Annotated in this window: 22 protein-coding genes; 12 read left to right on the forward strand and 10 right to left on the reverse strand. The window is 39.4% G+C overall.

All coding sequences use genetic code 11. The features are described from left to right. Positions 1–33 precede the first annotated feature (33 nt). Positions 34–1,626, forward strand: coding sequence for an ATP-dependent DNA ligase (locus FL972_RS01085; RefSeq protein ID WP_144602480.1), 1,593 nt, complete (start codon positions 34–36; stop codon positions 1,624–1,626). Then, entirely contained in the window at positions 1,616–4,075 is a 2,460-nt protein-coding gene (locus FL972_RS01090) for a ligase-associated DNA damage response DEXH box helicase (protein ID WP_144602482.1), read from the forward strand. The genes FL972_RS01085 and FL972_RS01090 overlap by 11 nt, the downstream gene beginning before the upstream one ends. On the opposite strand, the gene FL972_RS01095 is transcribed toward FL972_RS01090, so the two are convergent. The 4 genes from FL972_RS01095 to FL972_RS01110 form a co-directional block, all read right to left on the reverse strand. Further along, the gene (locus FL972_RS01095; protein ID WP_144602484.1) at positions 4,072–5,520 is read right to left on the reverse strand and encodes a TrkH family potassium uptake protein; all 1,449 of its coding nucleotides are present in this window, start codon (positions 5,518–5,520) and stop codon (positions 4,072–4,074) included. The two genes, FL972_RS01090 and FL972_RS01095, sit on opposite strands and share 4 nt — an antisense overlap. Before the next feature lie 3 nt (positions 5,521–5,523). Next, positions 5,524–6,870: a Trk system potassium transporter TrkA gene (gene trkA / locus FL972_RS01100; RefSeq protein WP_091650315.1), complete on the reverse strand. Its 1,347-nt coding sequence runs from the start codon at positions 6,868–6,870 to the stop codon at positions 5,524–5,526. A gap of 139 nt (positions 6,871–7,009) precedes the next feature. Beyond that, positions 7,010–8,254 (reverse strand): DNA recombination protein RmuC, encoded by a 1,245-nt coding sequence (locus FL972_RS01105; protein ID WP_144602486.1) that lies wholly within the window; start codon positions 8,252–8,254, stop codon positions 7,010–7,012. Then, positions 8,244–9,263, reverse strand: a complete 1,020-nt coding sequence (locus tag FL972_RS01110; RefSeq protein ID WP_144602487.1) for an alpha/beta fold hydrolase — start codon at positions 9,261–9,263, stop codon at positions 8,244–8,246. Before FL972_RS01110 ends, FL972_RS01105 begins: the two co-directional genes overlap by 11 nt. An 84-nt stretch (positions 9,264–9,347) precedes the next feature. Here FL972_RS01110 and FL972_RS01115 point away from each other — a divergent pair, with 84 nt between their 5' ends. From FL972_RS01115 to FL972_RS01130, 4 genes are read left to right on the forward strand one after another with little or no spacing between them, the layout of a single operon-like run. Then, a complete protein-coding gene (locus tag FL972_RS01115; protein WP_186299965.1) occupies positions 9,348–10,580 on the forward strand; it encodes an Nramp family divalent metal transporter in 1,233 nt (410 codons plus the stop codon). Positions 10,581–10,636: 56 nt separating this feature from the next. Continuing rightward, entirely contained in the window at positions 10,637–11,182 is a 546-nt protein-coding gene (locus FL972_RS01120; RefSeq protein ID WP_144602489.1) for an RNA polymerase sigma factor, read from the forward strand. A 33-nt stretch (positions 11,183–11,215) separates the two neighbouring features. Then, on the forward strand, positions 11,216–11,578 hold the full coding sequence (locus FL972_RS01125; RefSeq protein WP_144602491.1) for a hypothetical protein: 363 nt from the start codon (positions 11,216–11,218) through the stop codon (positions 11,576–11,578). Further along, positions 11,575–12,018, forward strand: coding sequence for a Spy/CpxP family protein refolding chaperone (locus FL972_RS01130; protein ID WP_144602493.1), 444 nt, complete (start codon positions 11,575–11,577; stop codon positions 12,016–12,018). Before FL972_RS01125 ends, FL972_RS01130 begins: the two co-directional genes overlap by 4 nt. 37 nt (positions 12,019–12,055) lie before the next feature. Here the strand turns inward: FL972_RS01130 and mscL are convergent, their stop codons facing one another. Then, on the reverse strand, positions 12,056–12,481 hold the full coding sequence (gene mscL, locus FL972_RS01135; protein ID WP_144602495.1) for a large-conductance mechanosensitive channel protein MscL: 426 nt from the start codon (positions 12,479–12,481) through the stop codon (positions 12,056–12,058). A gap of 172 nt (positions 12,482–12,653) precedes the next feature. Between mscL and FL972_RS01140 the strand changes: the two genes are divergently transcribed. The 6 genes from FL972_RS01140 (at position 12,654) to FL972_RS01165 (ending at position 19,175) form a co-directional block, all read left to right on the forward strand. Beyond that, positions 12,654–14,708 carry a S9 family peptidase gene (locus FL972_RS01140; protein WP_144602498.1) on the forward strand — a complete coding sequence of 685 codons (2,055 nt, stop codon included), beginning with the start codon at positions 12,654–12,656 and terminating at the stop codon, positions 14,706–14,708. 113 nt (positions 14,709–14,821) lie between these two features. Next, on the forward strand, positions 14,822–15,196 hold the full coding sequence (locus tag FL972_RS01145) for a methylglyoxal synthase (RefSeq protein WP_091650278.1): 375 nt from the start codon (positions 14,822–14,824) through the stop codon (positions 15,194–15,196). Next, positions 15,196–16,182 carry a 6-phosphofructokinase gene (pfkA, locus tag FL972_RS01150; RefSeq protein WP_091650273.1) on the forward strand — a complete coding sequence of 329 codons (987 nt, stop codon included), beginning with the start codon at positions 15,196–15,198 and terminating at the stop codon, positions 16,180–16,182. The genes FL972_RS01145 and pfkA overlap by 1 nt, the downstream gene beginning before the upstream one ends. Positions 16,183–16,265: 83 nt before the next feature. Next, complete coding sequence (locus tag FL972_RS01155; RefSeq protein ID WP_144602501.1) at positions 16,266–16,784, forward strand: hypothetical protein; 519 nt, start codon at positions 16,266–16,268, stop codon at positions 16,782–16,784. Positions 16,785–16,853: 69 nt separating this feature from the next. Then, positions 16,854–17,955, forward strand: a protein-coding gene (gene prfB, locus FL972_RS01160; protein WP_139217432.1) for a peptide chain release factor 2 whose coding sequence is annotated in 2 segments (ribosomal slippage) — positions 16,854–16,913 and positions 16,915–17,955 — 1,101 coding nt in all. Because the reading frame shifts where the segments join, the coding sequence is not laid out codon by codon here. 50 nt (positions 17,956–18,005) lie between these two features. Then, positions 18,006–19,175 (forward strand): MFS transporter, encoded by a 1,170-nt coding sequence (locus tag FL972_RS01165; protein ID WP_091650264.1) that lies wholly within the window; start codon positions 18,006–18,008, stop codon positions 19,173–19,175. Positions 19,176–19,414: 239 nt separating this feature from the next. Here the strand turns inward: FL972_RS01165 and FL972_RS01170 are convergent, their stop codons facing one another. From FL972_RS01170 to FL972_RS01190, 5 genes are all read right to left on the reverse strand, one after another. Beyond that, positions 19,415–20,767 carry a M24 family metallopeptidase gene (locus tag FL972_RS01170; protein WP_144602504.1) on the reverse strand — a complete coding sequence of 451 codons (1,353 nt, stop codon included), beginning with the start codon at positions 20,765–20,767 and terminating at the stop codon, positions 19,415–19,417. A 76-nt stretch (positions 20,768–20,843) separates the two neighbouring features. Further along, on the reverse strand, positions 20,844–22,193 hold the full coding sequence (locus FL972_RS01175) for an MATE family efflux transporter (protein ID WP_144602507.1): 1,350 nt from the start codon (positions 22,191–22,193) through the stop codon (positions 20,844–20,846). Between the two features lies 1 nt (position 22,194). Next, on the reverse strand, positions 22,195–22,737 hold the full coding sequence (locus tag FL972_RS01180) for an NUDIX domain-containing protein (protein ID WP_144602510.1): 543 nt from the start codon (positions 22,735–22,737) through the stop codon (positions 22,195–22,197). Between the two features lie 56 nt (positions 22,738–22,793). Continuing rightward, positions 22,794–23,276 carry an Lrp/AsnC family transcriptional regulator gene (locus tag FL972_RS01185; protein WP_091650251.1) on the reverse strand — a complete coding sequence of 161 codons (483 nt, stop codon included), beginning with the start codon at positions 23,274–23,276 and terminating at the stop codon, positions 22,794–22,796. Positions 23,277–23,486: 210 nt separating this feature from the next. After that, entirely contained in the window at positions 23,487–24,629 is a 1,143-nt protein-coding gene (locus FL972_RS01190) for a tol-pal system protein YbgF (protein WP_250161260.1), read from the reverse strand. Positions 24,630–24,682 lie beyond the last annotated feature (53 nt).

Consider the following 24,682-nt stretch of genomic DNA (forward strand, 5'->3'; position numbering starts at 1 on the left):
CAATTTAAATACTCTTACTCATTATCCATTTGAATGAAAAACTTTGCAGAGCTAATCACTAAGTTGGATCAAACCAACAAAACCAAAGATAAGCTGGAAGCTTTGCAACATTTTTTTGAAACATCTTCCTCAAAAGATAAAGTCTGGGCAATCGCCCTATTCACTCACAGAAGACCGAAAAGGCAAGTGAATACCCGACAATTACGAGAGTGGTGTATGGAAATGGCCGCAATTCCAGAATGGCTATTTGAGGAATCATATCACACAGTAGGAGATTTGGCAGAAACCATTTCTCTCTTGCTACCTCTACCCACTTCCGAGTCGAGCAATCATCTCAGTGATTGGATCAATCAGTTGATAGCTTTAAAGGAAAAATCCGACGAACAAAAGAAAGATTTCATTCTGAATGCATGGAGCAAACTGGACCGAATGGAGCGCTTTGTGTTCAATAAAATTATCACAGGAGGATTCAGAATTGGTGTCAGTCAAAATTTAATCACTCAGGCCCTTGCTAATTTTCTAAACCGGGAAAAAGCAGACATTGCTTATGCATTGATGGGAAATTGGGATCCTGAAACTTTAACCTTTGATCAGCTTTTTGACCAAACAGAAGCAGAAAAAGACTTAAGCAAACCCTACCCTTTTTTCTTAGCCCATCCTTTAGAAAAGATACCAGAAGAGCTAGGGAAGACAGAAGAGTGGCAAGTTGAATGGAAATGGGATGGAATTAGAGGACAATTGATAAGGAGAAACCAAGAAACTTTCATCTGGAGCAGAGGAGAAGAACTTGTCAATGAAAAGTTTCCTGAACTTATTGATTTAGGAAGTTCATTGCCTGACGGTTTGGTATTGGATGGAGAGATTTTGGCTTTCGATGAAGGAAAGCCCCTACCCTTTGGTATTTTGCAAACACGGATTGGAAGAAAATCCATTAGTAAAAAAATACTGAAAGATGCCCCTGTGAGCCTATTGGCATATGATTTATTGGAGTTTGAAGGTGCGGATTTCAGAGACTATCCTTTGAAAAAAAGGAGACAAATTTTGGAAGAAGTCGTCCGGAAGACTAAACATCCAAGATTGGAAATATCCAGTCCACTTCTGGCTGAAAATTGGGATGAATATGCCAAAATAAGAGAAAATTCCAGAGCTAATTTAGCAGAAGGCCTGATGCTGAAACACAAAGATTCTCCCTATGAGACAGGTAGAAAACGAGGGAATTGGTGGAAATGGAAAATCGATCCTTTGACGATTGATGGAGTCATGATTTATGCCCAAAAGGGACACGGAAGACGGGCTGACTTGTACAGTGATTATACCTTTGCGGTTTGGGAAGGAGAAAATCTTGTTCCTTTTGCAAAAGCATACTCTGGTCTTACCGATTCCGAAATGCGGGAGGTGGACCAATTTGTCAAGAAAAACACCCGAGAAAGATTTGGACCTGTGAGAACAGTGAAAGCAGAGCTTGTATTTGAAATTGCATTTGAAGGAATTCAGGCAAGCCCAAGACACAAAAGCGGTATAGCCTTGAGATTTCCCCGTATCTTAAGATGGAGAAAAGACAAGCCTAAAGAAGAGGCAAATACACTTCAAGACTTGAAAGATCTTTTAAAACTGTATGGAGGATAAGCGTTTTCAGGTTGCCTTAAATTACTTCAAGTCTAAAGGTTGGACAGCCTTTCCTTTTCAGCTTCATGCCTGGAAAGACTATTTAGATGGAAAATCAGGTCTATTAAATGCCCCAACAGGATCAGGAAAAACTTTTGCTTTATGGTTTCCGGTAATTCTGGAATTTATCCAACAGCATCCCGACGATTGGCAGAACAGCAAAACCAATGGACTTCAGCTTATCTGGGTCACTCCCCTTAGAGCCTTAGCTAAAGACATACAAAAGGCTATGGAAGAGGTTTGCGAGGCTATTGGTTTGCCTTGGCAAGTGGCAGTCAGAAATGGAGATACCGATGCCAAAACCAGAGCTGCATTGAAAAGAAGGCCTCCCGAAGTCTTAATCACAACTCCTGAAACACTGCATATATTAATCGCCCAAAAAGATCATCATAAACTCTTTCAAACGGTTCAAACTGTAGTGGTTGATGAATGGCATGAGTTGGTCGGAAATAAGAGAGGAGTTCAGGTTCAGCTTGCTTTAGAATACATACAGGCAATCTGCCCGAACATTTTCAAAAGATGGGCTATATCTGCTACCATTGGTAATTTGGAGGAAGCTGCCAAGGCGCTTTTAGGAAAAGACCTTCCCATAAATATTGTCAAAGCTGAGGTAGTAAAAGAAATCCGACTAGAATCTGTTTTTCCAGATGAAATCGAAAAATATCCTTGGTCTGGGCATCTGGGAATCAGGATGTTGGACAAAATAATTCCGATTATTGAATCGGGAAAATCTCTCTTACTTTTTACCAATACACGATCTCAGACGGAAATTTGGTATCAAAAAATTTTGGAAGCCAAACCTGAATGGGCAGGCTGGATCGCCATGCATCATGGCTCTTTGGACATGTCTGTTCGATCTTGGGTAGAAGAAGCTTTGCACGAAGGAAAATTAAAACTAGTGGTCTGCACCTCAAGTTTAGACCTCGGAGTAGATTTTAGACCCGTTGACAAAGTCATCCAAATAGGAAGTCCTAAAGGTGTTGCGCGCTTTATGCAAAGAGCTGGTAGAGCTGGACATCAACCGGGTGTTCCCTCTGAAGTTTATTTCGTCCCTACCAATTCTCTAGAGTTAATTGAAGCAGCAGCTTTAAGGGATGCCATGGAAAATGAAGCCATAGAGTCTCAATTTGCTCCTATCCTACCCTATGATGTCCTCATTCAATTTTTGGTCACACTGGCAGTAGGCGAAGGATTTGCACCGGAAAAAATCTATCTAATCGTCAAACGAACCTACTCTTTTTCCAATTTAAGCAAAGAGGAAATGGCCTGGGCTATGGATTTCATTACCAAAGGAGGAAATTCTCTGGGAAGCTATGAGGATTTTCTCAAAGTCAGTCAAGATGAGGATGGGCTATACAAAGTCAAAAACAAAAGAATAGCAATGAAACATAGGCTTTCTATGGGAACCATTGTTTCGGAAGCAATGATGAAAGTGAAGTTCAAAAATGGAACCTACCTGGGCACAGTGGAAGAGTACTTCATTTCAAAAATGAAAATTGGGGATAGATTCTTTTTTGCGGGTCGATCATTAGAGCTTCTTCAAATTCGAGACCTTAGCGCCATAGTCAAGGTCAGTGAGAAAAAAACCAATAACGTGGTAAGCTGGATGGGTGCAAGAATGTCACTTTCTTCCATGCTGTCAGATAAAATTCTCCAAATACTTTCAGAGTATAATAATGGCATTCATAAATCAGAAGAAGTCAAGCAGGTTTTACCGATTTTGGATCTTCAGAGTAAGCTTTCCATTGTACCTGATCAAAGCACCTTCTTGATAGAGTCTCATCAAAGCAAGCAGGGATATCACATTTTTTTCTACCCTTTTGAAGGCAGAATGATGCATGAATTGATGAGTGCTTTGATTGCCTATAGAGTTTCAGCAAGCTATCCAGTTACTTTCAATATGGCGATGAATGATTATGGCTTTGAGCTACTTTCAGATATGCCAATTCCTATTGAAGAAATATTAGAAGAAGATGTTTTCAGCCTAAAAAATATCAAGGAGGATATTCTTCACTGTGTGAATGAAAGTGAAATGTCCCGGAGAAAATTCAGAGAAATTGCCAGTATTGCAGGGTTGGTTTTTCAGGGATATCCAGGAAAACCCACCACATTCAAGCACATTCAGGCCAATTCCAGCTTACTTTTTCAGGTTTTTGAGCAATATGATCCAGATAACCTATTGTTGAAGCAGGCACATGAAGAAGCCATCAACCAGCAGATGGATAGAGATAAGTTGATTAATGCCTTAAAAAAGATCAATCGATTGAAGATCGTGGTCAAACACCCAGTTCAATTTACCCCATTCTCTTTTCCTATCATGGTGGACAGATTGAGCCGAACAACCATTTCCTCAGAAAGTCTGGAAGATAGAATTGCCAAAATACAAGCTCAGTTTACTATTTTTGATTAGTTCGCTCTCCAGAAGAATGGAGTGAATAAGATCAGAATGGTGAATAATTCCAATCTTCCAAGAAGCATGATAAAGGAAAGGAATATTTTAGCGGATCCGCTGAAAAAGGCAAAGTTGTCTACCGGACCTACTTCTCCTATGGCTGGTCCAACATTACCCAAACAGGTAGCCACAGCACCTAGAGAAGTCGGTAAATCATAGCCCATTAGAGAGAGTACCAATGCCCCAATGACAAAAGTCAATAGGTAAATCAAAAGGAAGTTCATAATATGGGTAATGATCCTTCCAGTAACCCGGTCACCATTGATCATCAATGGTACTATCGCCCTTGGATGGACCAGTCTTTTAAACTCCAACCAGGAATTTTTAATAAAAGTCAGGTGACGTACGAACTTGATCCCACCGGCTGTTGATCCTGCTGAGCCCCCCAAAAACAGAAGCATGAAGAAAATAAAGCTCATCCCCTGTCCGTATTGTGTATAGTCGTCAGTGACATATCCAGTAGTAGTTACCAGAGAGACCACTTGGAAAAGGGATTTTCTAAAAGCCAATTCATAGTCAACCCCTCCTTTTGCGAAAATTGGGTAGAATAATATCACAGATATCCCTAGCAAAGCGAAAGCGTAAGTTTTAAACTCATCACTTTTCAATACCCTTCTAAATTTCCCCATCAAACCAAAATAAATGATGGTAAAGTTGGTTCCGGCCAAAAACATGAAGACAATTGCTACATATTGAATAAAAGCCGAATCATAATAAGCCATTGAAGCATTTTTGGTAGAGAACCCACCCGTAGCCAAGGTCGTCAAGGCATGGTTGATGGCATCATAAAAAGTCATTCCACCTACCCAATAAAGAAGGGTTGCCAATAAAGTCAATCCCACGTAGACATACCATAACCTCTTGGCTGTTTCGGAAATCCTAGGATGCACCTTATCAGAAGTTGGCCCCGGTGACTCGGCTACAAAGAGTTCAATTCCACCAATTCCCAAAAGTGGGAAAATTGCAACCGTCAAGACAATAATTCCCAAACCACCAATCCATTGCGTCATACTTCTCCAGAAAAGAAGACCTTTAGGCATTGCCTCTATATCAGTCAAAATACTGGCACCTGTTGTAGTAAGACCCGACATGGTCTCAAATAGAGCATCGTGAAAAGAGGTGATTTCGGCGCTTAAAATAAAGGGCAACATTCCAAACAGCGTCATAAAAACCCAAGAAAGAGCCACAATCAAATAGCCCTCTCTTTTTCGGATATTTTGATCCTGCTTGGAAAAGGAAGAAAAGAAAAATGCACCAAAAAGGGCTGAAATACACATTGCAACCAAAATTGGCCAAGGGTCTTCTCCAAAATAAATTGACCACCCCGCTGCAGGAAGCATCAAAATCGAGATGAGCACCAAGAGGGCTCCCATGATTTTTGCTATTTCCTTAAAATGAATCATAGATTAATGGAAAAGTTTGTCCAAGGAACCTTTGGCTTGTGGAAGTGCCAATACAATAGCCTTGTCATTTAACTGAAGCTGGAAATCTCCATCCGGAATAAAAACTTCCTCTCCACGGATAACCCCGGCTACGATAGCAGTATCAGGAAAGTGAAGATCTTTCAGGGCATTTTTAGTCAAGCGGTTATTTTTGCAGACAGAATATTGAATAAATTCTGCATCTACACCATAGATACCGGATACGGCTTCTACAGTTCCTTTTTTCAAATACCTGGAAATTTCATTGGCCGCGACCAATTTTTTATTGATTAAGGAATCCACCCCAATACTGTGTGAAATATGAATATATTCCCTGGTATCCACGTGTGCGATGGTTTTATACACACCATGATTCTTGGCTGACAAACTTGTAATAATATTCGTTTCAGAAGACTCTGTAAGTGCCAAAAAAGCATCCATCTGCTCTAAACCCTCTTCAATCAAAAGCTCTATATTCTTGTAATCCCCGTTGATTATCAGTGTATTGGGGAGGTTTTCTGCCAGCCACTTACATCTCTCCTTATCTTTATTGACCAAAGTTACTCTGAAATGATTTTCAAGCTTGAGGGCAGTAGTCAGAGCCATGTCATCACCTCCGATGATCATGATATTTTTCACCTCTCTTTTCTCCTGACCAATCAACTCCAAAATACTTTCAGTATGCTTTTTATTAGAAATAAAGAACACGTGATCACTATTTCGGATAATTGTGGATCCTCTTGGTATTATGGTCTTCTGATCTCTTAAAATCGCGATGATGCGGATATCTTCAAAGATGGGATTGGTCTTCATATCCATAATCCTTTGATTGACCAAAGGATTAAATTGATCCAAAGTAACCCCAACGATATTTAATTTTCCTCCTCCAAAGTCAAAAACTTCTGTGAAAGAAGAATTTTGAATCATATTGAAAATCTCTCTACTACAGAGCATAGTCGGAGAGATCAGGTTATCGATTCCTAGATTTTGAAAATAATTAACATTTTCAGGATTGAGGTAAGAGTGATTTCTTACCCTGGCCATCACACGCTTGGCACCTAGCTGTTTTGCAAGAACAGCCGCAACAATATTGGTTTTTTCAGAAGTAGTAACTGCCAATACCATGCTGGCATTGGTCACATTTGCCCTCTGTAAAATCTCAATTGAAGTGGCGTCTCCCAATACGGTTAGGACGTCCAGTTTGGATGAAACATAATCCAAGACTTCTCGCTCAGTATCGATTAGCGTGATGTCTTTGTTGTCATAACTTAATTGCTCAGCCAGGTGATAACCCATATCCCCCGCACCGGCAATTACAATGTGCATCCCCATAGAAATTGTTCTGGTGATAAAAACAGGCACAAAAGTAATACCTTTCTTGATGGTTATCAGTATTTAAACCAATTCTTTTGTGCCAATAGGCTAAGGTAACAAAGCAGGTAGTTAAAAATTCATTTTTTTTCAATTTTAACTATTCGTCCAAGAGCTTTTCACTCTCTGCACTTGGAAGTTCCTGCACGTCTTTCAACTTTCTCTGGATAGCTCTTGTTCTAACTCCCACCAACTTATCCAACTCAGAATTTGCTTCATTCAGCTTTTTCTGTGTTTTCTCTATCAGCTCTCCGAATTTTCCGAATTCAGTTTTAATTGCTCCCAATATCTGCCAAACCTCAGAGCTCCTTTTTTGAATAGCTAAAGTCCTGAAGCCCATCTGTAAACTATTCAAAATAGCTGAAAGTGTGGTTGGGCCAGTTACCAGTACCTTATATTCCAGTTGAATTGCCTGCGCTAGTCCCGGCTCCCGGAGAATTTCAGCGTACAAACTTTCTACCGGAAGAAATAAAATTGCGAAATCTGTGGTATAGGGAGGATGGATGTATTTAAGCTGAATATCTGAAGCTGCCTTTTTTACTGCTTTAATCAACTCAGCTCTATTGAAATCAATCTCTGTTTTGTTAACAGCATCATAGGCATCTACCAATCTCAAGTAGGATTCTTGTGGGAATTTAGAATCTATTGGTAATAATACCGGATGATCCTGACCAGGCATTTTTACTGCAAACTCTACTCTTTCACGAGTTCCTTTTCCCACTTCGGCATTGCTTAAATATTGATCCGGTGCCAATTGATTTTCTAAAATGGCCTGTAATTGATACTCTCCCAAAACTCCACGGCTTTTCACATTGCTTAAAACCCGCTTGAGATCTCCTACTCCATTAGCGAGACTTTGCATCTCTCCAAGGCCTTTCTGAACTGCCTGCAGCTGCCTGCTGACCATTTCAAAAGATTGACCCAGCCTGGCTTCTAAAGTCTTTTGCAACTTTTCATCTACTGTTTCTCTAATTTTCTCTAACCTTAACTCAGTAGACTTCATCAATTCATCCTGTCTTCTATTCAATTCGCCAAATTTCTCCCTTTGAACGGAATTGAAATCCTGAACATTTTGCCTAAATAATTCCCCAAAGGACTTGAGTGATTCTTTTTGATCCTGAGCATGATTTCTTAGCGAAGTGAATACCAACTGAAATTGGGACTGTAAATTCTCTCTACTTTCTTTTCTGGCTAAAGCCAAACCATTATCGAGTTCATTTCTTAGTTCCGAGATTTGGGATTGAAGTAACTCTGAATTAAGATTTTTCCTCTTGTCCAATAGATAAAGAATCAGGAAAATCAGCTGTACAAAAAATATGAGTCCTAAAATAAATTCAATTTGCATAAGTCATCAATTTGGGACCATCAAGATAATCCTTCCTGATCTCGACCCCTAGAAAGGCCAGGTATTTTGCGACAGATTCTGTCGGTATCTCTTCCATGGGCACATGGCCCACTCCTTCGAAAACTATGACTTTACTTCCTGGTATTGCTTTTTCCAAGGAATATGCCTGAGAAATAGGAATCCAAGAATCCCTGTCTCCCCACATGATAAGAGTTGGCATAGTCAACCTATTGAAGTCAATAGAGGATTGTTTGGGGCCAGAAAGTCTATCCAAAGTTGCCTGCCTATTCCCATCTCTTAGCATCAATTCAAAATAACGATCTACCGTGCCTGACTTGATTTTCTCCTGATCTCCATAGACCTCTCTCATATTCATGGAAAATAGAAATTTCGGAGTGCATTTTAGAAGCACTTTTGAAAAAAGAGGATTTTCCAACAATTGAAAAACCCAAGCTCCACCTCCTCTAGCATTAGATTCTGAAGAGGATTCCAAACTCCTTTTTACAGGTTTTGGAGCACCTGAGGAGTCAATTAAATTTAAAGAGAGAACTTGATCCGGACGAGTGCTTGCAACTTGTAAAGCCACTGCTCCACCCATGGAATTTCCCGCTAGGTGAAAGCGGTTGATAGAAAGCTTCTCAGCCAACCTCAATATAAACTGACCATAATCTTCAATTGAATAACGTTGGAGTTCATCAGGCCCAGTCAAACCATGTCCCGGTAAATCCACCGAAATGGTCATAAAATAAGGGCTCATTTCTCTTTGCCAATCATCCCAAGTATGTAAGGAAGAAAAACTCCCGTGAATCAAAAATACCGGATCTCCTTTTCCCATAAATCTAACATGCAGATTAACCCCATCTACTTCAATAAAATGAGATTCAGGATAGCTGTATTTGTTGATGATTTTTTCTTCTGATATATCGTTGCGAAAAAGAAGCAATAAGAAAAACACCAAGGAAAGAAGTATTCCCAGCAAAATTTTAAAGACACGTCGCATCCAGATCATAAGAATTTCTTTAAGCCAAAAGAATAACCATAATTCTAACAAAAAGTCTTCCCAAAAAGCTATTTTGGCAAAAAAAGAAGTCAGTTGAGTCTAAAAAAACTACTTAGCGGCATTGGCCCCGGTCCCATCATCGCGGCGGCATTTATTGGCCCCGGAACGGTCACTGTTTGCACTTTGGCTGGATACAATTTTGGATTTTCCCTCATCTGGGCAATGGGCCTTTCCGTTTTAGCAACAGTTATTTTACAAGAAATGAGCGGAAGGATAGGCTTAGTATCAGGTAAGGATCTAAGTCAAATCATCAGATCCCAAAAGGGCTCTGCTCTATTCAAAATAGTACAAATCATTCTTGTTCTAACTGCTATAGTCATTGGAAATATCGCCTATGAATCGGGTAATATAACGGGCGCAAATCTCGGTCTTGGAGCATTTTGGAAAGCTCCAATATTCTCTTTTGGTCCATTTTCTCTTGACTCCGGCAACTTTCTTTTAGGATCAATCGCTCTTTTGATACTTTGGTCAGGAAATTCTAAAACCTTAGAAAAGACTTTGATCGCTCTAGTGGTATTGATGTCAATTGCATTTATCAGCACCACAATATTAGTAAAACCGGATTGGTCGGAAGTTCTTGCAGGATTTTGGCCTTCTTTGAAGAATGAAGAAATCCCAAGCTTGGTTGCCTTAATCGGAACTACCGTGGTTCCATACAATTTGTTCCTTTATGGAAGTTTGGCCAAAGCAAAATGGAAAAATCCAAGCGGAATTAAGCTCATGCGAAGGGATATCATTCTATCCGTTTTATTGGGAGGATTGGTTTCTATGGCGATTTTGATAGTAGGCACATTCAATACGAGCGAGTCTATTAATTCGGCTCAGGACGTAGCTTCAGGTTTAGAAACAGTTTTTGGAAAATCAGGCACTTATTTGATGGGGTTTGGATTGTTGGCCGCTGGTCTGACTTCTTCGATTACGGCTCCGCTCGCAGGTGCTTTGGTGATTTGTGGAATTATGAATTGGAGTCAGGAAAATAAATCACAAAGTATGAGAGTATCTTTTCTGATAATTGTAGGAGCAGGATTGGTATTTTCGTCATTTGGCATTAGACCTGTGGCATTAATTTCTCTGGCACAAATTGCAAATGGAGTTCTCTTGCCATTAATCAGTGCCTGGCTGATATGGATTGCAAATCAACAAGTTTGGATGAAAGAATATAAAAACTCAAAGTGGATCAATTCACTGGCAATTTTTATATGGATCATTACCTTGATTTTGGGCTTGAAAAGCCTGGATTCTGTTTTGGGGTTTCAAATATTTTAAATTTTTGAAAAAATTAAATAAACCTTGCCCATCATTTCAGGTCTAACCAAGCAGCAATGCAAATTAGTGATCAAGAAATTCTGAATCTAATTCAAAACCCTCATAGCAAGGAGATGGGTTTCAGACAATTGATCCAAGTCTACCAAAAAAGGGTATATCATGTCATCAGAAGGTTGGTGATCATCCATGAGGATGCCGATGATTTGACGCAAAATACCTTCATTAAAGCTTTTCATCATATACATAAATTTGAATCTAAGTCAAGTCTCTATACTTGGTTGTATCGAATTGCGACCAATGAAGCCTTGAGTTTTTTGGAGAAGAAAAAGAAACGCTATTTCTTTTCGCTGGATGATCATCAAGAGAAAATGGAGTCTTATCTGGATCATTCCTCTGGCTTAAACGGTGATGAGATTCAACTCAAGCTCCAAAAAACATTACTAAAATTACCTGAAAAACAGCGTCTTGTTTTTCATTTGAAATACCAAGAAGACCTCAGTTATGATGAAATTTCGGCCATTACAGGTACCAGTGTGGGGGCCTTAAAGGCCAGTTATCATCATGCAGTCAAAAAAATTGAAGAAATTATCAGTAATCAATAAACCTGAAGCACTAAATTAAGTCTAACCAACGATATGTCAGTTATCCCTCCTATTCAGCCATTTAAAGAGCCAAAAGGCTACTTTGAAGACCTGCCTGATCAAATCATGGCACGTGTGCAATCCAAAACTGATTATTCATGGATCAAATGGGCTGCAGTTGCTATTATAGCATTGTCAGTCGGGATTTACACCTTTCTTCCCCAACCCAAAACCGATGAATATCTAGTTTTGGACAATCAAGTCAATCTGTACATTGACGCAAATTACTGGACTGCGGAAGACATTTTATCCATGAGTGATAATCCTGATGAATTGCTGGAAGGAATTATAGAAGAGGAATTCCCTGTTGTGGATGAACTGTGGGATACTGATGATCAAAATTTATATGAATTATGAGAAAAACCCTATGGATAGGCATTTACCTCTTTCTCTTTTCTTTGCAGGCATATGCTCAAAGGCCGGGTCAGCAATTTGACAGACAGAAATTAGAGGATGCCAAAATCGCCTTCATTTCTACAAGATTAGACCTAAGTCCGGAACAAGCCCAAAAATTCTGGCCATTATACAATCAATATTCAAATCAAAGAGAAGCAAACCTTCGAAAACTTGCAGAGCTAAATCCTCGAAGAGAAGCGAATTCTATTTCAGATTCTCAGGCTAAGGATATGATTGCTAAAAGATTTGCGGTACAGAGGCAAATGATTGATGATGAAGAAAAGTTCGTGAAGGAAGTAGCCTCAGTCATTAGCTATGAACAAATTCTCAAGTTGAATGGAATTTCAAGAGATTTTACCAGAATGCTTTATCAGAGGCAGAAAGGTAGAATCCAACAATAATAAAAACGGCTCCCAAATATGAGAGCCGTTTGATTTTTTACTGCTTCTTGAGCAAATCTCGAATTTCTTCCAAAAGAACTTCGGATTTTGGTGGTGCTGGCGGTGGAGCAGCTTCTTCTTTTTTCTCCTCTTTCTTTTTCATGTTGTTCATGCCTTTGATAGCAAGAAAAATCACGAAAGCGATGATTACGAAATCCACTACGTTTTGGATAAACATTCCATAGTTTAAACTTACAGCTGCAACTGCAACTTCTCCAGCGGCATCCATTTCAGCTTCCTTCAGCACTACAGCGAGATCTTTAAAATCTACACCGCCTAATAAAAGACCCAGAGGAGGCATTATTATATCGTTCACAAAAGACGACACAATTTTGCCAAACGCTCCCCCAATAATTACCGCGACCGCCAAATCGACTACATTGCCCTTGACAGCGAATTCTTTAAATTCTTTTAGCATTCCCATAGGTGAAAGGTTGATGGTTGATTAAAACTCCCTTAATATTTTAATAAAAATTGAATGAAACAATAGCTCATCCCTTTTTTATCAGTTTTTATACCTAAAAAAATGCATTTAATTTCAAAATCGGGTCCTCGTCAAGCCTTTTTAGTAAACTTGCAGCCTAAATTGAAATTTGATGAATTCACCAATAGCCCCTAAGAAGCCAGAGATTTTAGAAGCACACGGACACCGAAGGATTGATAATTATTACTGGATGAGAGATCGGGAAAACCCGGATGTCATTCAATACCTAAAAGATGAAAATGCCTATCTGAAAGAGGTTATGAAAGATACTGAAGAGTTTCAGAAGGATCTTTTTGATGAAATGAAAGGTAGAATCAAGGAAGATGATGAAAGTGTACCCTATTTCAAATCTGGATATTATTGGTATGTGAGATATCGTCAAGGAGGAGAATATCCGATCTATTGTAGAAAGAAAGATAGCCTTGAAAATCAGGAAGAAATTATCCTTGACGTCAATGAACTAGCAGATGGAAAGGCTTATTTCCATGTAGCCGGAATTGCAGTCAGTTCTGATCAAAAAATGTTGGCCTTTCCGGTAGATGAAGTTGGAAGAAGAATCTATACCATTCATTTCAAGAATCTTGAAACCGGAGAAATCCTACCGGAAAAAATCGAACAAATTACAGGAAACATGGCCTGGGCAACAGACCATTACACCCTATTCTATGCCAAACAGAACCCTGATACGCTGAGGTCTAATCAAATATTTCGCTATGAACTGGGTACTAAGCCTGAGAACTCTGAGTTGATTTTTGAAGAATTGGATGAAGAATTTACTTGTCATGTTCACAAGTCAAAGTCCCAGGACTATCTATTCATTCATTCTGAAAGCACCATTTCTTCGGAAATTAGGTATTTAGAAGCAAAAAATCCAAACGGAAAATGGAACTTGATCCAAAGTAGAGTTCCTCATTTGGAGTATGCAGTCGATCATTATGAAGAGCATTTTTGGATTAGAACCAATCATCAAGCTCAAAACTTTAAAGTGGTCAAAGCTCCAATTTCAAACCCTTCTTTGGAATATTGGGAAGACTTCATTCCCCATCGGGATCAGGTATTAATAGAAGACTTTGATTTATTTGAAAGTTTCTTCGTATCTCAAGAAAGAAGTAATGGGTTGACCAGAATATTCATCAAACCCTGGGATGGAAGTGCTGGTCATGAACTGGAATTTGAAGAAGAAACCTACACAGCTTGGATAGGAAATAATCCCGAATTCAAAACAGAGATTCTTCGGTTTGGATATAATTCTTTGGTTTCTCCACCTTCAACTTTTGAATACCACATGGTCACGAGGAAAAGAACCTTATTAAAGCAACAAGAGGTTGTCGGAGGCTATCAGGAGAGTGATTATCAATCCGCTAAGATTTGGGCAAAAGCCGAAGATGGAGTAATGATCCCAGTTTCTCTGGTTTACAAGAAATCTCTTTTTAAACCTGATGGAAACAACCCTCTCCTTTTATATGCCTATGGCTCTTATGGTTTTAGCATGGATGCTTATTTTTCAAGCAGTAGACTGAGCTTATTGGACAGAGGGTTTGTTTATGCCATCGCGCATATTAGAGGAGGAGAAGATTTAGGCAGGAATTGGTACGAGGACGGTAAATTGTTAAAGAAAAAGAACACATTTCTAGATTTTATAGCCTGTGCCAATCATCTAATCAAAGAAAAATATACTAGCCCATCTCATTTGTACGCAATGGGAGGCAGTGCAGGAGGACTTTTGATGGGTGCAGTAATCAATATGAGTCCGGAGCTTTTCAATGGAGCAATTGCAGCTGTTCCTTTTGTAGATGTGGTGACCACAATGCTGGATGAAACTATTCCATTGACAACAGGTGAATTTAAAGAGTGGGGAAATCCGAAAGAGAAAGATTATTATGATTATATGCTTTCGTATTCTCCTTATGATAATGTAGAAACTAAATCCTATCCAAATCTCTTAGTAACTTCAGGTTTGCATGATTCTCAGGTGCAATATTGGGAGCCGACCAAATGGGTAGCAAAACTCAGGGAACTTAAATCAGATCAAAACCTTTTGCTCTTACACACCAATATGGAAGCGGGGCATGGAGGAGCTTCCGGGCGATTTAATGCTTTGAAAGAAATAGCCTTGGAATATGCCTTCCTTTTCAAACTGGAAAATATGATTCCAAAGAAAGGATGATTAGTTCCAAATTATCTTCTGCTTATTGAAAAATAAGCCTGAAATCAAATCATCAAAAGCTTAAAAAAAGGATTTTTTCCTAACTTTGGCACCAACCTATTAAACTAGATTTCATGAAAATTGCATTGATTGCCCATGATGGAAAAAAAGCCGACATGGTTCATTTTTTAAGCGGCTTTAAGAATAACCTGCAAAGAGTAGATGTTCAGCTTGTTGCAACAGGCACAACTGGGTCGCATATTGAGAAAGCTGGTTTTGAGGTTCAGAAATTATTATCTGGCCCAATTGGAGGTGATGCACAAATTGCCGCTATGGCTGCACAGAAAGAGCTTGATATGGTTGTGTTTTTCAGAGATCCTTTGGACAAACACCCCCATGAGCCGGATGTACAAATGCTGATGAGGATTTGTGATGTCCACAATATCCCACTAGCTACCAATCCAGCATCTGCTGAATTAATGTTCAAAGCCTTAACTCAAACCTTATAATGGAACCTAAAACTATCCGTAAAATCGGGGTACTTACCTCCGGAGGGGATTCTCCTGGTATGAACGCTGCTATAAGAGCAGCCGTACGGGCAGGATTTTACTATAATCTGGAAATGTATGGTATCTATAGAGGCTATGAAGGCCTCATCCAAAATGATATCAAAAAATTAGATTCAAAAAACATCGCTCACGTTCTTGAAAGAGGCGGTACATTTCTGAAATCTGCAAGAAGTGACGAATTTAGAACTCCGGAAGGAAGAAAAAAAGCCTACGAAAATCTAAGAAGTCATGGTATAGACGCTTTGGTGGTGATCGGTGGTGATGGTTCTCTAACTGGAGCCCATTTGTTTTACAAAGAGTTTGGAATTCCTGCCGTAGGTTTACCAGGAACCATCGATAATGACCTCTCAGGAACTGATGTAACAATTGGGTTCGATACTGCCTGCAATACTGCCATCGAAGCGATTGATAAAATCAGGGATACAGCTACATCTCATGACAGACTTTTCTTTGTGGAAGTGATGGGTAGAGATGCTGGTTTCATTGCTATCAATGCAGGAATTGGTTCTGCAGCGGCAGCAATTCTGATACCCGAAAAGAAAATGCCAATTGAAGATTTGGTAGAAAAACTAAAGATCAGAACAAAGGCCAAAAAATCATCCAACATTGTCATTGTAGCAGAAGGCGGAAAAAGTGGTGGTGCTGCTGAAATAGCTGAAAAGGTAAAGAAACATCTTCCTTATTACGATATCAAAGTAACTATCCTTGGTCATTTGCAGCGAGGCGGAGCTCCAAGTTCTTATGATAGACTATTGGCATCTAAACTAGGCGTAGCTGCTGTAGAAGGTCTATTACAAGGTAAATATGATGTGATGGCAGGGCTAATCAATCATAAGGTTGTGTACACTCCTATTAAAAAGGCGATCGTAGATGACAAATCAGTGGATGAAGATGATTTCAGAGTTGCAAAAATTCTTTCTACATAAAAACCAAAAGCTGTTGAAAATTCAACAGCTTTTTTTCTTTCTCTTTCGTATAGAATTTTTTAAGACTAACTTAACCGCTGTACATGAAAGCAATCAACTTACTTATTTTTACGATCTTTTTGACAATCTTGAGTTTTTCAAGTTATGGTCAATCCAAAGATTTTTTACTCTTGAAAAGAGGCAGTAATACCAAAACCCAAATCCGATTTTATATAGGTGAACCGATCACCTACAAAAGTTCGAAGCTAGGATATTACATCACAGATGTGATCAAAGATCTCAATGACAATTATATCTATTTGAGTGAGAATATACTTTCTCCTGATGATATCTTGGAAATTGATATCAGAAGAAAAGATCCCAGAAACTCTACCCTGAGAAACATGAATGCCTTAGTTCTAGGGTCAGGTGTAATCTTACTGGGGGTCGAGAGTATAAATTCCATTTACCAAACTGGGGAGTTTTCCATTGACAGAGGCGTTGGAGTGATTGGAGGTATTTTAACTGGAACAGGTTTAGCACTTTTACCTATTCGGTACAAAACATTCAAAAATCAAGGGCGAAACCGAATTCAGATTATCCAAATGAGATTACCGGATTGATTTTGCTTTTACTTAGTAAAAACGGATTTTTTTTCAGACTTTTGCAGCTTAATTTTCAACTTTAAAATCATGACTTCGGACCAACTGAAAGACTTGAAAGCTCGCACCTCGGCTTTAAGGAGGTATCTTTGACTACGATCGGAAGAAAGCAGAAATAGAAGATTTAGAGGCAGTATCTGCCCAGCCTGATTTTTGGAATAATCCAGAAGAGGCTGAAAAAACGATGAAACAAATCCAGGTCAGAAAAGGCTGGACTTCATCATTCGAAGATCTGGAGCAGATTATTCAGGACTTGGAAGTATTGTATGAATTCTATTCAGCTGATGAAGTCAGCGAAGAAGAAATCAAAACTGAATACCAAAAAGCCAAAACAGCTGTAGAAGATCTTGAACTCAAAAAGATGCTCTCCTCAGAGGAAGATCAGCTGAATGCAGTGCTGGAAATCAACCCTGGAGCGGGAGGAACTGAAAGTAATGACTGGGCTTCCATCCTAATGAGAATGTACATCATGTGGGGTGAAAAGAATGGCTACAAGGTAAAAGAGGTAGACGTTCAGCCAGGTGAAGTTGCAGGTATTAAATCAGCCACTTTAGAGTTCGAGGGTCCTTTGGCATATGGATTCCTTAAATCTGAAACAGGTGTTCATCGACTGGTGAGAATATCCCCTTTTGACTCAGGAGGAAGAAGACATACTTCATTTGCCTCGGTCTATGCCTATCCTGAAGTGGATGATAGCATTGAGATCGACATCAACCCTGCGGATATTGAACTACATACTTCCCGATCCGGAGGTGCAGGTGGTCAGAATGTGAACAAGGTGGAAACCAAAGTTCAATTGACACACAAGCCAACCGGAATCGTTGTGGTATGTCAGGTGGAAAGATCCCAGCTTGCCAACCGGGAAAAAGCCATGCAGATGTTGAAATCCAGGCTTTATCAAATGGAGCTGGAAAAACGAAATGCTGAGATCGCGAAGATAGAATCTTCCAAACTTCGGGTAGATTTTGGTTCCCAGATCCGAAACTATGTCCTGCATCCATATAAACTGGTGAAGGACAACCGGACAGGTTTTGAAACCTCTGATACCCAGCATGTATTGGACGGGGGCTTGAATGAATTTATGAAAGCCTTTCTACTCGCTCAAAGCGAAGAAGAAGCAAACAAAGAATAATTACAGGGCCGATTTTATTTTCGGCCCTGTTCCTTTTCAATCCAAACTTCATGAAAATCTTCCCATCCTTTTTCAGTCTGGATTTTTTCCTGCTCTGCTTGAGCTCTTTTTTGTTTTTTTCTTCTTTCAATATGATTATTCCTGAGCTTCCCTCCTACCTAAGTTCATTGGGTGGTGAAGATTACAAAGGTTTGATCATTTCATTATTCACCTTATCTGCTGGTCTTTCCAGACCTTTTTCCGGAAAGCTCGCAGATAAAATCGGAAGAATACCGGTCATGATTTTTGGTGCTTCAGTATGCTTTATTGTGGGCTTATTGTATCCAATTTTAAGTTTTGTCGGCGGATTTCTATTCCTGCGATTTGCACATGGATTTTCAGCTGGATTTACTCCCACCGGCACTTCTGCCTATGTAGCCGATATTGTTCCTTTCCAAAAACGTGGGGAAGCAATGGGAATCCAATCTCTTTTTGGTTCCCTCGGCATGGCTGCAGGCCCGGCTATCGGTGGATGGATTGCAAGTATTTGGGAGTTGGAAATTCTTTTCTATGCTTCTGCCTTTACTGCAATCTTTTCCATTCTAATTCTATTGAAGCTGAAAGAAACGCTACCAAACAAAGAGCCTCTCAAACTGAATTTATTCAAACTTAAAAAAGACGAGATCATAGAAAAGCGGGTATTGATGCCGTCAGCGATACTTTTCTTGTCTGTTTTTTCATTTGGAGTGGTTCTTACCATTATTCCAGATCTCTCAGAGCATTTAGGAATCAAAAACAAAGGACTTTTCTTTGCTGTATTTACACTCTCCTCATTAGGAATAAGATTGATAGCTGGAAGAACTTCAGACCGATATGGAAGAATTCCTGTCCTAAGAGTAGCCAGTATTTTTATGATTATGGCAATGATGACAATTGCATTTGCAGAAACGAAAGCCATGCTGATGATTGCGGGGGTATTGTTTGGGTCTGCAGTTGGGATGTATAGTCCTACCACGGCTGCCTGGGTGGTGGATCTTTCCTTGGATGCTTATCGAGGTAGGGCTTTAGCAACCATGTATATATTTTTGGAAGCAGGAATCGGTATTGGAGCGATCGTTTCAGGCTTTTTGTATGCCAATAAAGCAGAAAACTTTCAACTCGTATTCCTCAGCAGTGCGGGCATGGCCTTTTTGGCTTTCTTAGTCTTGGTCAGTATCAGAAAAAGAAAGTATCAAACATAAAAAAAGCCTTGAGTTCCTCTCAAGGCCTTTTTTCAATAATTGATATCAATATTCTCTTTTAGCCAGTTAGAAGAAAAACATGGCTTAGTATTAGCCCAAATGATTAGAATCCGGAAGCTTCGCCTGCCTGCCGTGGCTGGGTCATCGGTCACCTATGCTGAGCGAATTCGAAATGTCCTATCGGTCAAGCAAAGAAAATATGGTAAGTGGCAAGATTGAGGATTATCAGATAATTAATCTCAATTCCCCAAATAATTACTCATACGTGGGATGGATAGAATCTTTTTCTGTCTTCCATTATAATAAGTCACTTTTTCACCATCGAAAAACGCTCCTTCTTCCAGCATAATTCTCACATCTTTTTTCCATTCCTCCACATAAACCACGGCATTCAATTCAATGGCATATCCAGTATTGGCATGAAGCGGAAAATCTCCAGCACCTGGAGTATCCCCTTGATTATCCCACATTCCGATGGTTGGTCCTGCTGAATGTCCATAAAATCCCAATGGATGCGTATAAATACTTCCTCTAATTCCTTCTGATTCCATTTTTTGTCTGGATGCCCTTAGAATTTCATTTCCTGTACGGCCAGCTACATAGTTTTCCGTTAGAATATCCTGTAGTCTATTTCCTACTTCGAATGCTTTCTGAAGGAAGACTGGAACTTCTGTTTCCCCTGGCTTAAGGACATAGGCTAATTCCTGAGTGTCAGTATTTAACCTGAGGTAAGTTATTCCAAAGTCAATATGAAGTAAATCTCCCGGCATAATGGTCATCTCAGAGGGTCGGACTGCAAATGACCTGTTTGCTTCATTGGAAGAAGGGTCCGGACGCTGAATATCTACAGTTGGATGAAACCAGGTATCCAACTTCATTTCTTTGATCTTCTCTCTATACCACCACACCACATCTTCAGTTGTTGTCTTTCCGGGAGTGATCACTTTTTCAGATAAACCTTCCTGAATAATATCATGAGCCAATTGCTGCACATGTCTATAGGTAGACATTTCTTGTTCAGTTCGGGTTTCCAACCATCTTACTGCCAATGTTTGGGCAGATACAACTTTTGATTTCAAAGCACTGGGTAATTGATTGACGAAAGCCTGATGTTCTGAATAAGTCAAGCCGTCAGCATGACCATAATCTTTCGCATAATTCAAACCAATTTTTTGAGGGTTCTTACTTGCTACCAAGTCAATTAATGCTTTCCACTGATCTGGCTGCTGTTCAGGATTCCAAGCTCTTTTGAATGCCTTTCCCACATCATATCTGGCAATTGCGTAAGTTTCCACTGGAGAATTTGGCTTAGGCTGATACATCACCAATATAGTTCGTCTTCTAGCGGCCATCCAAGTCGCGGGAAGCATAGTTCGTATAACCGGATCCTCATTGTACTCCCTGGAGATCACTATCCACATATCGATACCTGTCTCTGTCATCAATTGAGGTAATAGAGAGTTGATCCTGACATCCAACCAAGAGTCAATCAATTCAGCCTGTTCGCGTTGAGTTAAAACAGCAAGTTTCTGAGAAAAGGTGAACTGACTAAACAAGAAAAGTAATAGGGCAAGGGAAAATATTTTTTTCATCGGTAGAATATTAATTAAGTCCTGAATATAAAGTTTCCTTTATTGATTCAGAAACCCTTTAAAAAAGACTTTTTGATCAAGTGTTAATTCCTTTTTCCAAAATTGCTTTCCTGGATAATTTATGGAATCGGTAAAAAAGAACTATTGCCGTTATACTCAAGCCGATCAGCAAGCCATACCAAATTCCTTTTTCTGCCATTCCCATTTCGAAAGCTAAAAAATACCCTAATGGAAGACCCAAAACCCAATAAGCAATTAAGGTGATAATTGTGGGAAATTTCACATCCTCCATACCTCTGAGAACACCTAAGCCCGCGACCTGTACACCATCCGATAATTGAAACATTCCCGCTATGATTAACAAAGTGGCTGAAGTAGCTATCACCTCAGGATCATCTATATAGAAAGTTGGAAGAAAATTTCTACCTGCAACAAAAATAACAGCTGTAACCGCCATGAAAATCAGCACCATGGCAAACACAACCATTCCCGCTTCCCGCATAGCTTTGAAATTATTCTTGCCAATCTGATTACTTACCCGAATCATTCCGGCAGTGCTGAGACCAGCAGCCATCATATAACTGATCGAAGCTAAGTTTAAAGCTATTTGATGTCCTGCAAGGGCATTTACTCCTATCCAACCCATCATAATAGCCGCAGAACCAAAGGCGCTGACTTCAAAAATATATTGAAAACCGGTTGGTATCCCGATTTTTAATATTCTGTTGATCATCGGAAAGCTCATCTTTGAAAGCCCCAAAGTCAATTGAAAGTTTTGATATCTCGATGACTTCATTACATACCAGCCAATCATAATTGGCATCAAAATCCTGGAAATTAAAGTAGCCAATCCAGCACCAATCAAACCCATTTCCGGAGCTCCCAATTTCCCAAAAATGAGAACCCAATTTAAAAACACATTGACCAAATTACAGATAATGGTCACATACATGGCTTGTCTTGTTTGCGAAAGTCCTTCAGCAAATTGCTTGAAAGTTTGGAAAATCATAAACGGAAAAAGGGAAGCCGTAATGATAAAGAGGTAAGGAATTGCCTCTTTCACCACTATTTCAGGTTGATTGAGATGGGAAAGCCCTTGTGAGAGACCCAAAATAATGATGGTTAAAACCAATGCTGTAGAAAGATTGATCCACAACCCGTGCTGAAATAAACGTCCGATACGAATAGATTTCCCTTTACCTTCTGCAATAGAAACCAAAGGAGTAATTCCCATGGATACTCCCATGCCAAACATGAGCAAAACAAAAAATATGGAATTCGCCAGGGAGGCAGCTGCCAAAGGTACTGCACCCAATTGCCCCACCATCATGCTATCTGCTACCCCAACCATTACTTGCCCTAATTGACTCAAGACAACTGGATAAGCTAATTTGGAAGTAATTTTAAAATGATCTTTAATAGTCATATCACAAACCCAAAACTCGGGCAGCTTTTAGGATTCCGGCAATACTGATTGCATCTGTAATTTCTCCATTCATAACCATAGAAACGGCTTCCTGAAGTGGGAGCTTTTTGATTTGCAATACTTCAGTCTCTTCGAATTCCGTATCGAGTAGAGTTAAATCTTCAGCCAGATAAACAAAGCCCTCCTCGTCTGTAACTGAATTGGAAGTATGTATTCTGAGAAGCTCAGTCCATTTTTCGGCAATTAAGCCGGTTTCTTCTTTTAATTCGCGCTTGGCAGATTCCAAAAGGTCCAGACCAATAGGACCTCCACCCATGGGAATTTCCCAGGAATATTCCTTCAAAGTATACCGGTATTGCCCAACCAGCCAAGTGTTACCATTTTTATCTACAGGTATAATGCCCATAGCTTTATTTTTAAAATGCACTTTACCGTAGATCCCCTCCTTTCCTGCGGGATTTAAGACATCGTGTTCTTCGAGTCTTATCCAAGGATTATTGTAAATGGGTTTAATTTTTAGGGTTTTCCAAGGATTATGTTCCATAGCTTCAAAAAAAAAGGGTGACAATTGCCACCCTAAATTCTATTCTATTCTAATAATTAGGCAGGGATAGGCAATACCTTTGAGTCTTTAAATGTGGACAAAATTACCATGGATTGCATGGAGTCCACTTCTTTAATTTCAGAAACTTTTTCCAACATCAACTTCTGATAAGCAGTGATATCTTTTGCAATGATTTTAAGAATAAAATCACCTGTACCTGTAATGTGATGACATTCAATAACCTCTGGAATTCCGTTGATTTCCTTCATGAATGCATCTATATTACCTTTGTTGTGACCAATAAGAGATACCAAAACAAATGTACTTACCCCAAGGCCAATTTTTTCTGGGTCTAATTTCGCATGGTAACTTTTAATGATACCAGACTGCTCAAGTTTCTTCACTCGCTCCAAGGTTGGAGCAGGAGAAAGCCCGATATCTTTTGAAAGTTGAGCGTTAGTGATCTTTGCGTTTCCCTGAAGGATTTCTAGAATCCTACGATCAATTTTATCGAATTTTATTCTTACGCTATTATCCATGATTTCTTGCTTTTACAAAATTTTATGCTGTGCAAATTTATAATAATTAAGGAAAATTTTAAAACTATTATCCGTTTTTATATCGACCTAATTCGAAATTTTCTTAAGGATAGTGGGGATTTTAGCAAAGATTCCTTCTAAAAATCCTCCTTCTCTTGGAAAAATTCAAATTATCTCTTGCAGTAAGTGCTAAAAACGCAAACTTTTTGATTAAAGTTTATTCTTTTTGATAAAATCCCTTGCGGCCTGATGAGCGGGGTGTTTTCGCTTTGCGTATTTCTTTACTTTTTTGAAATATTCTTTTGCAAGTGCTTTGTTTTTCTCTACCAGTGCAATTTTCCCCAACTCTACCAAAGAGTGTAAATAATACCCACTTTCCTGGGATTCTGACTCCTCACCATAGGAAAGAGTTTTGAGATAATATTTTTTGGCCTCCGGTCTATTCCCGATTCTATCATAGTATTGAGCTATATAGAAAGCTGCATAGCGACCACTATTTGATTCATAACCAGTTTGCTTCGCATCAATTCTTCTCAGAATCTCTTCTGACTCTCTCAATGACTCAGTCCACCTTCCAACGGTATATAAATGTCTCGCATAGGATCTATGGAAATAAGGGTTGTTTGGGAATTTTTCATTGAGGTATTCTGAAATTCTGAGGGCCTCATAAGGTTTCTTTTCTTCCGAAGCATAGAGCCTAAATAAAAAATACATAGCCTCAATTCTGGTATAAAAGGCATTTTCAGCCACTTGTTCCAGCTGCTTCAAGCCAAGCTGCTTGTTACCTTTAGGAAATAAGGCTAGAATTGGTTTTAAGAGCGGATAATTTTCTGGAATCCAAACAGAGAAGTAATTAAAAAGGGCATCCCCTAGAAGAAGCTCAGGATTAAACTCTTCCTCTCCTCTGCTTAATTCCATATATTTTAATGCATTTCTTCCCGCCCAAGCTGCACGCGTCCAGCTTTTTCTTTCTGATAAAAGCCTTCCTTGGAATCCATAACCTGCAGCTAGGAAAAATGCCGCTTCCTTGTTGGTTTTATCTTCGTCATAGAGCTTTTCAGCCTTCTCATTTGCCCGATCAATGTAGGCCAAAAATATTTTATCGTATTTTTCATTGGTCACATCTACTTCTATCCTCCACCAGTAACTCAAAGCCATCAAAAAATCAGGTAGTGGGTGATCAGGGTATTGATAGGCAATTACTTTGAAGTCTCTTTCAGCCACATCAAAATCAAAATTATACATGCTGTTGATTGACTTAGTAATCCTGTATTGTAAACCACGATCCAGCAATAGATAAGGAGAGGCTTTTACAAATAAGCTATCCGAAGGCGCAGATTGAGCCTTCACCATGCTTCCTGCTAAGCAGCAAAAAATGAATGTAAAACTTAAAATAAACTTCTTTA

Origin of the sequence: Algoriphagus algorifonticola (genome assembly GCF_007655305.1) — a bacterium.
GTDB lineage: Bacteria > Bacteroidota > Bacteroidia > Cytophagales > Cyclobacteriaceae > Algoriphagus > Algoriphagus algorifonticola.

Coding starts and splice junctions, on each gene's coding strand:
- FL972_RS01140 (WP_144602498.1), top strand. CDS start 12,654: ATGAATTCACCAATAGCCCCTAAGAAGCCAGAGATTTTAGAAGCACAC.
- FL972_RS01170 (WP_144602504.1), bottom strand. CDS start 20,767: ATGAAAAAAATATTTTCCCTTGCCCTATTACTTTTCTTGTTTAGTCAG.
- FL972_RS01145 (WP_091650278.1), top strand. CDS start 14,822: ATGAAAATTGCATTGATTGCCCATGATGGAAAAAAAGCCGACATGGTT.
- FL972_RS01180 (WP_144602510.1), bottom strand. CDS start 22,737: ATGGAACATAATCCTTGGAAAACCCTAAAAATTAAACCCATTTACAAT.
- FL972_RS01125 (WP_144602491.1), top strand. CDS start 11,216: ATGTCAGTTATCCCTCCTATTCAGCCATTTAAAGAGCCAAAAGGCTAC.
- FL972_RS01165 (WP_091650264.1), top strand. CDS start 18,006: ATGAAAATCTTCCCATCCTTTTTCAGTCTGGATTTTTTCCTGCTCTGC.
- pfkA (WP_091650273.1), top strand. CDS start 15,196: ATGGAACCTAAAACTATCCGTAAAATCGGGGTACTTACCTCCGGAGGG.
- FL972_RS01190 (WP_250161260.1), bottom strand. CDS start 24,629: ATGGTGAAGGCTCAATCTGCGCCTTCGGATAGCTTATTTGTAAAAGCC.
- FL972_RS01110 (WP_144602487.1), bottom strand. CDS start 9,263: ATGATCTGGATGCGACGTGTCTTTAAAATTTTGCTGGGAATACTTCTT.
- FL972_RS01155 (WP_144602501.1), top strand. CDS start 16,266: ATGAAAGCAATCAACTTACTTATTTTTACGATCTTTTTGACAATCTTG.
- FL972_RS01085 (WP_144602480.1), top strand. CDS start 34: ATGAAAAACTTTGCAGAGCTAATCACTAAGTTGGATCAAACCAACAAA.
- FL972_RS01130 (WP_144602493.1), top strand. CDS start 11,575: ATGAGAAAAACCCTATGGATAGGCATTTACCTCTTTCTCTTTTCTTTG.
- mscL (WP_144602495.1), bottom strand. CDS start 12,481: ATGGGAATGCTAAAAGAATTTAAAGAATTCGCTGTCAAGGGCAATGTA.
- FL972_RS01090 (WP_144602482.1), top strand. CDS start 1,616: ATGGAGGATAAGCGTTTTCAGGTTGCCTTAAATTACTTCAAGTCTAAA.
- FL972_RS01185 (WP_091650251.1), bottom strand. CDS start 23,276: ATGGATAATAGCGTAAGAATAAAATTCGATAAAATTGATCGTAGGATT.
- FL972_RS01175 (WP_144602507.1), bottom strand. CDS start 22,193: ATGACTATTAAAGATCATTTTAAAATTACTTCCAAATTAGCTTATCCA.
- FL972_RS01095 (WP_144602484.1), bottom strand. CDS start 5,520: ATGATTCATTTTAAGGAAATAGCAAAAATCATGGGAGCCCTCTTGGTG.
- trkA (WP_091650315.1), bottom strand. CDS start 6,870: ATGGGGATGCACATTGTAATTGCCGGTGCGGGGGATATGGGTTATCAC.
- FL972_RS01120 (WP_144602489.1), top strand. CDS start 10,637: ATGCAAATTAGTGATCAAGAAATTCTGAATCTAATTCAAAACCCTCAT.
- FL972_RS01105 (WP_144602486.1), bottom strand. CDS start 8,254: ATGCAAATTGAATTTATTTTAGGACTCATATTTTTTGTACAGCTGATT.